11 protein-coding genes are annotated in these 13,341 nt (G+C 37.8%); 6 read left to right on the top strand and 5 right to left on the bottom strand.

Annotated elements, in window-relative coordinates:
- Positions 1–10 precede the first annotated feature (10 nt).
- Together H9650_RS19085 and H9650_RS19080 are read left to right on the top strand one after the other, a co-directional pair.
- Complete coding sequence (locus H9650_RS19085; protein WP_151112898.1) at positions 11–1,111, top strand: carbohydrate kinase; 1,101 nt, start codon at positions 11–13, stop codon at positions 1,109–1,111.
- Entirely contained in the window at positions 1,108–2,022 is a 915-nt protein-coding gene (locus H9650_RS19080) for a pseudouridine-5'-phosphate glycosidase (protein WP_144541392.1), read from the top strand. The genes H9650_RS19085 and H9650_RS19080 overlap by 4 nt, the downstream gene beginning before the upstream one ends.
- 335 nt (positions 2,023–2,357) lie before the next feature.
- Here the strand turns inward: H9650_RS19080 and H9650_RS19075 are convergent, their stop codons facing one another.
- Together H9650_RS19075 and H9650_RS19070 are read right to left on the bottom strand one after the other, a co-directional pair.
- Positions 2,358–2,579, bottom strand: a complete 222-nt coding sequence (locus H9650_RS19075) for a DUF1128 domain-containing protein (protein ID WP_144541394.1) — start codon at positions 2,577–2,579, stop codon at positions 2,358–2,360.
- A 68-nt stretch (positions 2,580–2,647) separates the two neighbouring features.
- Positions 2,648–4,003 carry an alanine/glycine:cation symporter family protein gene (locus H9650_RS19070; RefSeq protein ID WP_144541396.1) on the bottom strand — a complete coding sequence of 452 codons (1,356 nt, stop codon included), beginning with the start codon at positions 4,001–4,003 and terminating at the stop codon, positions 2,648–2,650.
- 260 nt (positions 4,004–4,263) lie between these two features.
- Between H9650_RS19070 and H9650_RS19065 the strand changes: the two genes are divergently transcribed.
- On the top strand, positions 4,264–4,656 hold the full coding sequence (locus tag H9650_RS19065; protein ID WP_191697922.1) for a YtxH domain-containing protein: 393 nt from the start codon (positions 4,264–4,266) through the stop codon (positions 4,654–4,656).
- Between the two features lie 19 nt (positions 4,657–4,675).
- Entirely contained in the window at positions 4,676–5,647 is a 972-nt protein-coding gene (locus H9650_RS19060) for a YihY/virulence factor BrkB family protein (RefSeq protein ID WP_191697921.1), read from the top strand.
- A gap of 1,040 nt (positions 5,648–6,687) precedes the next feature.
- Here H9650_RS19060 and H9650_RS19055 read toward each other — a convergent pair.
- The 3 genes from H9650_RS19055 to H9650_RS19045 all read right to left on the bottom strand — a co-directional run bounded on the left by H9650_RS19055 (position 6,688) and on the right by H9650_RS19045 (position 10,683).
- A complete protein-coding gene (locus H9650_RS19055; protein ID WP_191697920.1) occupies positions 6,688–8,589 on the bottom strand; it encodes a heavy metal translocating P-type ATPase in 1,902 nt (633 codons plus the stop codon).
- Positions 8,590–8,741: 152 nt separating this feature from the next.
- Positions 8,742–10,271, bottom strand: coding sequence for a fumarate hydratase (locus tag H9650_RS19050; RefSeq protein WP_318245423.1), 1,530 nt, complete (start codon positions 10,269–10,271; stop codon positions 8,742–8,744).
- A 226-nt stretch (positions 10,272–10,497) separates the two neighbouring features.
- Positions 10,498–10,683 (bottom strand): SE1561 family protein, encoded by a 186-nt coding sequence (locus H9650_RS19045; RefSeq protein ID WP_144541402.1) that lies wholly within the window; start codon positions 10,681–10,683, stop codon positions 10,498–10,500.
- Between the two features lie 373 nt (positions 10,684–11,056).
- Here H9650_RS19045 and H9650_RS19040 point away from each other — a divergent pair, with 373 nt between their 5' ends.
- Together H9650_RS19040 and H9650_RS19035 are read left to right on the top strand one after the other, a co-directional pair.
- Positions 11,057–12,244 (top strand): MFS transporter, encoded by a 1,188-nt coding sequence (locus H9650_RS19040; protein WP_151112908.1) that lies wholly within the window; start codon positions 11,057–11,059, stop codon positions 12,242–12,244.
- Positions 12,245–12,407: 163 nt separating this feature from the next.
- Positions 12,408–13,316 (top strand): EamA family transporter, encoded by a 909-nt coding sequence (locus H9650_RS19035; protein ID WP_151112910.1) that lies wholly within the window; start codon positions 12,408–12,410, stop codon positions 13,314–13,316.
- The last annotated feature ends 25 nt before the right edge of the window (positions 13,317–13,341 follow it).

Here is a 13,341-nt window from a genome sequence, read left to right as displayed (position 1 = left end):
AGGTAAAGGTTTGGAATCAAAGGAAATTAAAGTTTTAACATATCTCCGTAAAAACCCATATGCTTCGCAGCAGGAAATGGCAGATGAGCTAAAGATGTCTAGGCCAGCTGTAGCTAACATCATTTCTCAGCTTATAAAAAGCGGGAAAATAATTGGACGTGCATATATATTGCCCGAGAATAAAGAAATTATTTGTATAGGTGGAGCGAATGTTGATAGGAAGTATATTGTAAAAGATAAATTACAAATGGGAACTTCCAACCCAACCACAAGTCTCCAAAGCATAGGGGGTGTAGCCAGAAATATCGCCGAAAACTTAGGCAGGCTTGGAAATACCGTTCGCTTGCTTACAGTTGTCGGCAATGATATGGAATATGCCTCGATTGAAAAGGCTTCTAGTCATTGGATGAATTTATTTTCTGTGGAAAAACTTGCAAACTACTCCACGGGAACTTACTCAGCTGTTTTAGACAGAGGAGGAGAAATGTTATTTGCTTTAGCCAATATGGATATTTATGATCAGTTGACAGTAGAATACATGAAAAAACAAGAGGCTTATCTGACCAATGCACAGCTTATTATAATAGACATGAACTGTCCTAAGGATGTCATGGAATACATTCAAGCCTTGGCAGTTGGAAACAAAATACCACTTGCTATTATTCCAGTATCATCTCCAAAGATGAATAGGATGCCAGAATCATTAGAAGGTATAGAATGGCTCATAACTAACAAGGATGAAGCCGAAACTTATTTTCAAAAACAAATTATCGATGAGGATTCATGGAAAAACACTGCTGAAGCATTCGTTCAAAAAGGTATACGTCACGTGATAATCACTAATGGCAGCAAGGGTGTCGTGTTTGCTGGAGAAGAGAAGGAAACTATGTTTATGCCTGCTATACATACTGAGCAGGTTGTTGACGTGACTGGAGCAGGTGATGCATTTGTCTCTGGGACTCTTCATGCGTGGCTAGAGGGAGCAGAGGTACAACAGGCAGTGTTAACAGGAATGATAAACGCAACAAAAACACTACAATCTGCAGAAACAGTAAGAACTGAGCTATCTAAAATGAAGCTAACTAATGAACTGGAGGAATATACACAATGAAAAAATATTTAACATACTCACAAGAAGTAGAACAAGGAATGGCAGAAGGAAAAGCAATAGTAGCACTAGAGTCAACAATCATTTCCCATGGAATGCCTTATCCTCAGAATATAGAGATGGCAAGAAAAGTGGAGCAAATCATCCGTGACAATGGAGCAGTTCCAGCAACAATAGCAATAATGGACGGGAAAATTAAAATTGGACTTTCAAATGAAGAATTAGAAACTCTTGCAACTAGTAGTAATGCTAGAAAAACTTCTAGAAGAGATTTACCTTACGTAGTGGCTTCAAAAGAAATTGGTGCTACTACTGTTGCGACAACAATGATTTGTGCAGATCTTGCAGGAATCCAAATGTTTGTAACTGGAGGTATCGGTGGTGTTCATAGAGGAGCAGAAACTACAATGGATATTTCTGCAGACCTTGAAGAGCTTGCTTCTACAAATGTTGCGGTAGTTTGTGCGGGGGCTAAATCTATTCTAGATATTGGATTAACATTAGAATATTTAGAAACAAAAGGTGTGCCAGTTGTAGGTTTCCAAACAGAAGCATTCCCAGCATTCTATACAGCTACTAGTCCTTTTAAATCTAACTTCCGTATGGATGAGGAAAAAGATGTTGCTGAGATGTTAAGCGTGAAGTGGGAGCTTGGTCTTCAAGGAGGAGCTATTATCGCAAATCCAATTCCAGCAGAGTACTCATTGGATGAGGAATATATGAATGGAGTAATTCAATCGGCATTACAGGAAGCAGAAGCGAATGGTATTAAAGGTAAAGACGTTACACCATTCCTACTTGGAAAAGTAAAAGAGCTAACTGAAGGTAAATCGTTAGAATCTAATATCGAGCTTGTATACAACAATGCAAAAGTTGGGGCAAAAATTGCAGTTGAATTGAATAAATTATCTTAAGTCATAAAATCCTTTCCTAATCTTAGGGAAGGATTTTTTTGTTACATTTACATGAAAAGCATGAATAGATGGCAGATTTCCACTTTCGGCGAGCGCTTTCCGTGGGGTGAGCGAGAAGCCATCCCCGATGCTTGCGCGTTGTATGTGATGACTTATCTGCCTCAATCATCCCACAGGAGTCGCCGATTGTCGCTCCAATTTTGGTTTAGGTAATTGGAATGGTTATAGAAAAGAAAAAGAGAGGTAACCTTGGAATAGACCGGGTTACCTCTCTAATAGTTTGTTTTTCCTGTGATACAGTCGATTTAGACTTGCGAAAAAGACTTATGCTCAGCTTACTTTCTTAAACTACCAAGCTCTGCAACAATTGCTTGCATTTCACTTGGACTAAAAGAATCTCTTTTGTTGACCATTTCATATAAATATACGAGATCTTCATAGGCTGTAGCTTTAAAATCCTCTGATTTCATCGCATCTACATTTACCATACGTAATTTTTCCTTGATTGTTTCAAGCATATAGCTGATATTTTCAACGGAAGGTTGAGTTAGATCCATTCTTTTGTACCTGCCTTTCATACATTAGAAATATCATTTCACGCTACGGATGGAATGTCAAATACTAATTAAGACTTGCTAGCTAGTTTTTCTTCTTTTAGCTTGTTTTTTATACGTTTCGTTTCATAAACTATAACTCCGGATAGGCCAAGTAATCCTATTAAGTTAGGAATAGCCATTAAAGCATTGGTAATATCCGAAAAGGTCCATATCAAATCTAAAGAAACAACGGATCCGATGAACACCATGGCAACAAATGCAATACGATAAATGATTAACAACGACGGATTCTTAAATAAGTACTGGAAGCATTTTTCTCCGTAATAGGCCCATCCGAAAATTGTAGAAGATGCAAAGAAAATTAGACCTACAGCAATTACTATTGGCCCCCAATCCCCAAGGAAGTGACCAAAGGCTGCTGAAGTAAGATCTCCACCAGTTATATTAGGATCTTTATACATCCCAGACATTACAATCGTAACTCCTGTGATTGAACAGATTATAAACGTATCTAGAAATACTTGAGTCATAGAAACGAGAGCCTGTCGACCAGGTAAATCAGTTTTTGCAGCCGCGGCAGCTATTGGAGCGGAACCAAGTCCTGCCTCATTAGAGAATACTCCGCGTGCAATACCATAACGGATAGCTGCACCAACAGCTCCGCCAACAGCTGCTTCTCCTGTAAACGCAGATTTAAAAATAATAGCAAAAGCTTCAGGGACTGCTGTAATATTGGTAACCATTATTACAAGACCTGCGAGTATGTAAAATAAAGCCATTACCGGTACAAATACTGCAGTTACGTTACCAATAGATTTAATACCTCCAAGAATAACGAGTGCGGTAAAAATAGTGAGAACTATGCCAGTAATCCACGTTTCAATTCCAAAGGTAGATTCAACTGCGCTCGAAACTGAATTAGCTTGTGTGCCGTTTCCTATTCCGAATGCAGCTAATGCGCCAAAAATAGCAAACAGCACTGCTAACCACTTTTGTTTTAAGCCATGTTCTATGTAATACATAGGTCCGCCGGCCATTTGACCTTTAGCATCCTTTACACGATATTTAACTGCTAGTATTGCTTCACTATATTTGGTTGCCATCCCAAAGAAAGCGGAGAACCACATCCAGAAAACTGCACCAGGACCTCCTAGTAAAACTGCAGTAGCAACACCGACAATATTACCTGTCCCTACAGTAGCGGCAAGTGCAGTAGTTAGCGCCTGAAATTGTGATATATCTCCTTCCGCTGTCTTATCATGCTTTCTAGAAAAAGTAAGTCTTAAAGCTACTGGCAGCAATCTAATTTGTAGGAAACCGACTCGGATGGTTAAAAAAATTCCTGTCCCTACTATTAGGATGAGTAGAGGGATTCCCCATAGTACATCTGAGACACTTTTTAATATTTCTAGTAACTTATCCAATTAATATCCTCCTTAATTCGTTTTGTTATTAAAGTTTTTGCTAGCATCTCAAAAAATGAGGAAATAACAAAATTTTAATAAACTAAATTTATTTGCATTCAATTCCTTTCACATTAATTTTTATCCTTTTAACAATATTCGTAAAATTCTCTCAAATAGTCAAGCTTATTTTTGTAAAATATTATTATTAATAGTTTGATTCGTAAAAGCCAGGGTATAATAAAATTAATATAAAATAGCTAAATTTGGAGGTCATACGTATGAGTGAAAGCAAATTCGTTAAAGGGATACTATACGGTGCTATTCTTGGTGGGGCGCTTACAATGTTAGATCGAAAAACAAGAGATTCCGTAATGAACCAATCTCGCCGAGTTAAAAACGAGATTAAATATTACAATAAAAACCGTGATGAGCTGAAGCAAACTATTGAACAACAGGTGACTAAATGGCAATCAGTTTATAATCAGTTCACTTCAGATGCAAAATATATTTCACAAAAAGTAAATGAGGTTAAAGAAATTACACCTCAAGTTAAAACTCTTGTTTCTGATACAAAAGATACTTTCTCTCAATCAAAAGAAGAGTATAAATCAATTGTAGTTCCAGAAAATGAGGAACCTAAAAGTATTTACGAACCAAAATTACAATCTTAAATGTAAAGGAGAGGAAGAAATGGTATCAAGGATGGATCAACCTCATAAATCAAATAAGAAATCTTCCTCTCCAGGCTGGTATCAAAAGCTAAAATTTTTAAATTTTAAAAAGAAGGAGAAAAAGAAAGAGGAGCACCATGACTTAACATCGTGGTCTGGGTACTTCAAGCATTTAATCGCTCATATCCAGCGAACGGATATTACTGGTCTGGCAGCACAGTTAGCGTACTTTTTCCTTTTATCATTATTTCCTTTATTAATTTTTATCGTTACATTACTGCCTTATCTCAATTTAGATGAGGCTCAGGTTTTCCGCTTCATAGAAAACTATGCACCAGCAGAGGTTTATAAGTTAATTAATGGTACTGTCTCGGATGTACTAGTCAGCCGGAATGGTGGGTTATTATCTATCGGGATTCTCGGTACGATATGGTCTGCTTCAAATGGGATGAATGCAATTGTGAAATCCTTGAACAGGTCTTATGATATTGAAGAGACTAGACCCTTTTTTATCGTTAGAGCTTTATCTGTAGTCTTTACTTTGCTGATGATACTGCTTTTCGCTGTAGCACTTGTTCTACCGGTTTTTGGTCAACAGATTGGTACTATCCTATTTTCTTATTTTGGTTTCCAAGAGGACTTTGTGAATCTATGGAATAATATCAGATGGACACTTACTCCGATCATAATGTTTATTGTGCTTTGTGCACTATATTGGATTGTCCCAAACATTAAGCTAGGACTAAGAAGTGTTTTCCCTGGAGCAGCATTTGCTACTTTGGGATGGATTCTCGTATCTCTAGTATTCTCTTTCTATGTAAGCAACTTTGCTAACTACTCTGCGACTTATGGAAGTATTGGGGGGATTATCATCCTCATGTTATGGCTCTACTTCACAGGAATAATTCTGTTGGTTGGTGGCCAAATCAATTCTGTAATGCAAGAGAGAAAGTTACAACTAGATAATAAGAAAGGAATGAAAAAAGCTTAATAAACACCCATGGGTTGAAGATATTTATGAATTCAACCCATGGGTGTTTTTTGGGTTAGAGGATTGAAATGGGTCTTTTATCGGGTAAATTGCGCGGACGCCACTAAAAAGATGAAAACGTCACGTAAGTAGGAGAAATGCGCCCGTAAAGTATGGCAAAGTGTCTCGTAACCAAGAAAAGCGCCCCTAAGTAGAGAGAAGTGTCTCCTAACCAAGAAGAAAGCGCCCGTAAAGTATGGCAAAGTGTCTCGTAACCAAGAAAAGCGCCCCTAAGTAGAGAGAAGTGTCTCCTAACCAAGAAGAAAGCGCCCCTAAAGTAAGGCAAAGTGTCTCCTAACCAAGAAAAGCGCCCCTAAGTAGAGAGAAGTGTCTCCTAACCAAGAAGAAAGCGCCTCTAACGTATGGCAAAGTGTCTCCTAACCAAGAAAAGCGCCTCTAACGTATGGCAAAGTGTCTCGTAACCAAGAAAAGGCGCTCCTAAGTAGAGAGAAGTGTCTCCTAACCACGAAGAAAGCACCCCTAAAGTATGGCAAAGTGTCTCCTAACCAAGAAAAGCGCCCCTAAAGTAGAGAGAAGTGTCTCCTAACCACGAAGAAAGCACCCCTAAAGTATGGCAAAGTGTCTCCTAAACAAGAAGAAAGCACCCCTAAAGTATGGCAAAGTGTCTCCTAACCAAGGAAAGCGCCCCTAAGTAAAGAAAAGTGTCTCCTAACCAAGAGGAAAACGCCCCTAAAGTATGGCAAAGTGTCTCCTAACCAAGGAAAGCGCCCTAAGTAGAGAGAAGTGTCTCCTAACCAAGGAAAGCACTCCTAAAGTAGAGAGAAGTGTCTCCTAACCAAGAAGAAAGCGCTCCTAAAGTAGAGAGAAGTGTCTCCTAACCAAGAAGAAAGCGCCCCTAACGGAGGGAGCTGCTCACAAAAAGGTTTGATTAGAAACAATAAAAATCGTTCACTCAAATCAAACAATTTCGCACAGCGCCCGAATTTTTTCTCTTAACAATAAAAAAGCATCCGTCTAAACAAGACGGATGCTATGCTACATTAAATTTTACGATTTAACATTCTTAAGCCATTTAAGATAACGAGAATGGTGCTGCCCTCATGTCCAATAACTCCTAAAGGTAAGTCTACAACCTGTAAGAAGTTGGAAACGATAAGAATGGTGATTACTGCAAGAGAGAAAAAGATATTTTGTTTTACGATTCTTTGCATTTTACGAGACATTTTTACTGCATAGGCAATTTTGCTTAAGTCATTTTTCATTAAGATGACGTCGGCAGTTTCTAACGCCACGTCAGTTCCTTCGCCCATTGCAAAGCCAGTTGTTGCTGTTGCTAGGGCAGGGGCGTCGTTAATTCCATCCCCAACCATTCCGACAAATGAATGCTCCGCTAATAGCTCCTTCATATGCTGAACCTTTGTTTCTGGGAGACATTCGGCAATATATTGGTCTATTCCAGCCTCTTTAGCGATTACCTTTGCTGTTTTTTCATTGTCGCCGGTTAGCATGACCGTTTTGATACCTAGCGATTGTAAAAGCTTAATAGCCTCTTTAGCTTCTTCGCGTACCGTATCTTTCAAGGCAGCAGCAGCTGCAATTCCCTTTTCATCACGCATGAAAATTACTGTTTTTCCTTCATCAGCTAAGGCAGCAGCGACTCCACCTTGGAAAGCAAAAGCATCCGCTTTATTTACGAATTCAGGCTTACCAACTAAAATTTCCTGACCGTCCATTGAAGCTCTCAGCCCGAATCCTGGTCTGTCTTCAATGGAGATGATTGGAAGTTGTGTAATTCCCTCTGTCTTAGCAAATGCCGAAATAGCCTGTGCAAGTGGATGATTGGACTGGGATTCGATTGTAGCAAGAATAGTTAGAGTAGATAAACGATCTAAATCATCCCTTACAAAGAAGTCTGTTACGACTGGTTTCCCTTGAGTCAGTGTACCAGTTTTATCTAGAGCGATTGCTTTCATTTCACTAATATTTTCTAAATGCATTCCACCCTTAAACAATATTCCATTTTTTGCACCGTTTGAAATAGCTGCTAGAGTTGCGGGCATGATAGATGCTACAAGCGCACAAGGCGAGGCAACAACCAATAAAACCATTGCTCGGTAAAAAGTTGTGTTCCAATCCCATCCAAGTAAAAAGTGGGGGAGAACCATCATAACTGCTACTGCAATTAGAACTACTTTTACATAAGTACCCTCAAAACGTTCTATAAATTGTTGGGCAGGAGACTTTTCATCTTGCGCAGTTTGAACAAGATCAATAATCTTTTGGAATAAAGAGTCCTCGTTGGTCTTAGTCATTTCCATTGTAATGGCGCCGCTTAAGTTAACTGTGCCGGCAAATAGAGTGTCGTTTGGTTGCTTGGAAAGGGGAATAGATTCACCACTAATAGCTGCTTCATCAACGGAGGTCATTCCATTAATCACAATCCCATCAGCAGGAATTCTTTCTCCTGGTTTTACTACTAAATTATCACCGACTGCTAAATCCTTTATTGAAACACGTATGGTGCTTCCATCAGCTTGAAGCTTCCATGCTTCTTCTGGTTGGAGCTCCATTAACGAAGAAATCTCTTTTCGACTTTTATTCATCGTATATGTTTCCAAAGCGCCACTTACAGCGAAAATAAAAATAAGAATAGCACCCTCAGTCCAATAACCAATAATGGATGAACCAATTGCTGCAAAAATCATAAGCATTTCTACATTTAATTCTTTTTCCTCTATCGTTGCCTCTATTCCTTCCTTAGCCTTTGCAAATCCACCAATTATAAAAGCTAATACGTAAAAGACGATGGAGACTGTTTCAAAACCTGATTTACCTATAAACCAGGCGATTAATATTAAAATCCCGGAAAATAGAGCCGCAATCAATTCTATATGGGGCATTACTTTTGATAGGAAAGTATTCTTTTCTTCTATAGTCGACATATAAATCCTCCTCTTGATAGTGATTTTCATTATTAATTCTCTGTAAAATAGAGTAAAACTGGATTTTCACTATGGAAAATCCAGTTAATTTAAATTAACTATTACTTTATAATAATTATAATCTAGAGAATTTTAACTGTCAACCATTAAAATTAAGAGAATACAGGCTCTTTATACAATGACAATTTTTCTAAAGATGATTTGTCTACATCTGCATGAAGACTATTACCATGAGAGTCCATGGTCACAACCGCCGTGAAATTTTCTACTCGTAAATGCCACATTGCTTCTGGAATTCCAAATTCCATTAAATCTACGCCTTCTACTTCTTTAATGCAGTCAGCATAGTATTGTGCAGCGCCACCAATTGCGTTTAAGTATACTCCGCCATGCTCGTTAAGTGCAGCTAACGTTTTAGGGCCCATTCCACCTTTACCTACAACTGCACGTATACCAAACTTTTTCATGATATCACCTTGATATGGCTCCTCGCGAATAGAGGTAGTTGGTCCGGCAGCTCGAACATGCCATTTATCATTATTGTCCTTTTGCATTACCGGACCGCAATGATAAATAATATGGCCATCAAGATCTACTGGTGCATCGTGGCTCATAAGGTGGTGATGAATAGCATCGCGACCAGTGTACATACGTCCAGTAATTGAAACGACATCTCCTACTTGAAGGGAACGAATTTGCTCTTCGGTGATAGGGGCAGAAAGCTCTATAACTTTTTTAGGTGCTTCTTTTTGAGTTTCGTCTTTAAATTCAATTTTCTCACCATCTTGATAATGCCATTCTATAATTTCACCTGTGGAAGGATCAATATTAATGGCCATACGGCGATATGCCCAACAATTGTATGCTACCGATACATAGAAACTCGCTGGGATACGGTGCATGACGCCAATTTTACAACCAAGCAGAGTTGCCTCGCCTCCAAAGCCCATCGTACCAATTCCTAATGTATTTGCTTTTTCCACGATATAAGCTTCTAGTTTGGCTAAATCTTCATTTTGATTAATATCATCTACGGAACGGAATAATTGCTCCTTCGCCAAATCATATCCAGAAGAGCGGTCGCCACCTATTCCTACTCCTATAAAGCCGGCTGAGCAGCCTTGACCTTGGGCCTGATACACAGAATGAAGAATGCATTTACGGATGCCATCTAAGTCTCTTCCTGCACGTCCAAGACCTTCTAATTCTGTTGGAAGGCTATATTGGATGTTTTTGTTTTCACATCCGCCACCCTTAAGAATAAGCTTCATTTCTATATAGTCTTTTTCCCATTGTTCAAATTTAACTACAGGTACACCTTCTCCTAAATTATCTCCACTGTTTTTTCCGGTTAAAGAGTCAACGGAGTTTGGACGTAGTTTAGCATCTTTAGTAGCAGTAACGATAGCTCGTTTAATAGCTTCCTTAATTTCTATTTGATTTACACCAACAGGAGTTTTAATCTTGAAGGTTGGTAGTCCTGTATCCTGACAGATAGGTGAAATATTTTCATCTGCCATTTGAATATTATTTGTAATTGTATCTAAGCTCATTGCAGCACGAGTACCTTCATTTTCAGCAGCTTTTGCTTTTTGAATCGCTCTTCTCACATCTTTAGGTAAGTTGGTAGAAGTTTCGGTAATCAAATCATAAATACTTCTCTCTAGTTGTCCCAATTGCATTTGGTAGCGCCCCTTTTATGTATGTAGTAACAAACATTACAAGTATACTATTTTAATGGATTGAAAAAAAGAGCAGCTTAGCGACTGCTCCTTTATACAATGATGACGTTTATATTTCATGAACCTTGTTTCATTGAAAGGAAAATAGAATTCTAGAAACAATAATAATTACTCCAAAAACAAAAGGTATCGGAAATTAATTTTCCGATACCTTTAGCTAAAAATACTACTCTTTAGAGTTTTTAAATTGTTCCATTTTTAGTTCTAAATCATCCATCATTTGAATAAGTCTGTCTATATCTTCTAAATCAGTCGTCTCAGGTTCAATAGAATCAAGTACTTCTAGAAACATTTGAAGTCGGTCTTTTAAATAAGATACTTGTTGTTCTGAATTTGATATTTGATTGCCCACAGAATAACACCTCACTTTATAAGATAAGAATATAACATCAGCGGCATAAAAGATAGGTAAAAAGAGTTATTTTATTAATTAATGCATTCAAAATATTTACACTATTCTGTTTATGTGATAAGGTATGAATAAGTTATACGAAAGGAGGCCGTAGTGAATAGTCGAAACCAATCAATCATTAGAAGGAGGCGGTTCAGACATTTCACCGGCAAAATAGCCGCAAATGCAGTTATGAATACTCACAAGGATTTTAGTAATATATAAAGGCTCGGTCAATCTTAAGTGATATTGACTGAGCCTTTTGTTGTTTAAATAGCATGAAAATTTTGTTATGATAACCTGGATTATATTAAAAAGATGAAGAGGTTATCCAATGCAACAATTTACAGCTTTAGAGAGCAGACGTTTTAAAATATTAGTTATTATAGTTTCCATTTCAGGATTTTCGCAGGGGATGCTCTTGCCTTTAATCTCGGTCATTTTTGAACAGGATGGGGTAAGTGCAACATTAAATGGATTGAGTGCGACAGGTTTATACATAGGTACTTTGTTAATCTCCCCGTTCATCGAGCCACCACTACGCAAATATGGATACAAGCCGATGATTGTTATAGGTGGGCTTATAGTTATAGTTTCACTTCTGCTTTTTCCTTTATGGAAAAGCGTAGCCTTTTGGTTTGTGCTTCGTTTGTTAATAGGAATTGGTGATCACGCACTCCATTTTTCTACTCAAACGTGGATTACTAGTTTTTCTCCTCAGGATCGCTTGGGAAGAAATATAGCCATTTACGGACTTTCTTTTGGGCTAGGCTTTGCAGTTGGACCTTTGTTTGTTCAACTGGTAGAAATTTTTGAGGGTCTTCCGTTTATCGTCTCAGGGCTTTTATGTTTATGTGCCTGGGTTCTAGTATTTTTCTTGAAAAATGAAAAGCCAGAAACAATTTCTTCTTCAACTGTAAACGGGACATGGAAACGATTTGGAGCAACTTTTGCTGTAGCATGGATTGCTTTTATTCCGCCATTTAGTTATGGCTTTTTGGAATCTTCCCTGAATGCTATTTATCCGGTATATGCTCTACGGAACTCGATTGAAATTAGTCATTTATCATATATTTTAGCCGCATTTTCCATTGGGGGAGTAGCTTCTCAATTACCCCTTGGCATGTTGAGTGATCGCTTGGGCAGAAGGCAAGTTTTGTATAGTATGCTTGGATTAGGTGCTTGTACATTTGGAGCAGCTAGCTTTTTTGAAACCTCTGCAATAGTTGTAGGTGCTTTCTTCTTTATAGCGGGAACCTTTGTAGGATCTACCTTTTCTCTCGGCATAGCTTATATGACTGATTTAACCCCAAAAGAGCTATTGCCTACTGGAAATTTAATCTGTGGTATTTTTTTCAGTCTAGGAAGCCTTTCAGGCCCCTTCTTTGGAGGATTGTTTATTCAATTGTTTGAGGGAGTTAGCTTTCTAATTCTCATCGCTATACTTCTCGGTGTTCTTGCTATACTTATATTTTTTACAAAATCTAAGAATCCTATCCACTTTGTGACCGATAAAATGTGAACCAATATTTGGCTACCATCACTCACTTGAGCAATGGTAGCCAAATTTATTTAGTATTCCAACTTATTCCTAGAGTATTGACATTACAAGTTCATTTAATATAATTGTATAGCTTCATTTACATTTGATATCTCAAGAATTGAAAGAGAAAAGGGGAAGACTTATGTGGTTTATATTTGCTCTTTTGACTGCCTTAGCATGGGGAGGAGCAGACTTATTTTATAAAAAGGGTACAGATCCCAAGGATAAATTTAGCCATTTAAAAATAGTTGTAATGGTAGGTTTGGTCATGGGAATTCATGGAACATTGTACATGTTCCTTAAGGGCATTCAATTTGATCCGATGGATATGGTGTTGTATCTACCTGTTTCTGCACTTTACATACTATCAATGGCTATAGGATATATTGGGTTGAGATACTTAGAACTCTCAATAGCATCGCCGGTTCAAAACTCCTCTGGCGCTATTACAACGATACTCTTATTTATCTTTTTTACCCACTCGCTAAGTGCTTTAGAAATAATATCTATTATTATTATTACATTAGGGGTAATCGGACTAGCTGTTTTTGAAAAACAACTGGAAAAACAAGTGCTGCAAGCAAAACCTAAAACTATAGATACTAAATATACTATTGGATTTATGGCTATTATATTTCCAATTTTGTACGCATTAATTGACGGGCTTGGAACGTTTGCTGATGCAGTATATTTAGATGAGCTTAGTTTAATCGGGGAGGACGCAGCTCTACTAGCGTATGAGTTTACATTTTTTATTTGTGCGGTAGTGGCTTTTGTTTATCTGAAGGCTATAAAAAAAGTCAAGTTTAATATATTCAAAGAAAGAGACAAGACAAGTGCAGCTATTTTAGAAACAATAGGTCAGTTCTTTTATGTATTTGCCATGTCTTCAAATGCAATCATTGCGGCTCCAATCATTGCTTCCTATAGTATTTTTTCTGTGTTACTATCTAGAGTCTTTTTAAAAGAGAAGCTAACGAAGAAGCAATACGGTGTAATAATCGTAGTAATCGTGGGCATTGCTTTATTAGGAATAGCAGATGAGTTATAAAAAACGTAAGCTTCTAGCTTACGTT

It is taken from the genome of Psychrobacillus faecigallinarum (assembly GCF_014836595.1).
In the GTDB taxonomy this organism is placed as follows: domain Bacteria; phylum Bacillota; class Bacilli; order Bacillales_A; family Planococcaceae; genus Psychrobacillus; species Psychrobacillus faecigallinarum.
The sequence above is the reverse complement of the archived record's forward strand: the minus strand, read 5'-3'. Positions and strand labels throughout refer to the sequence as shown.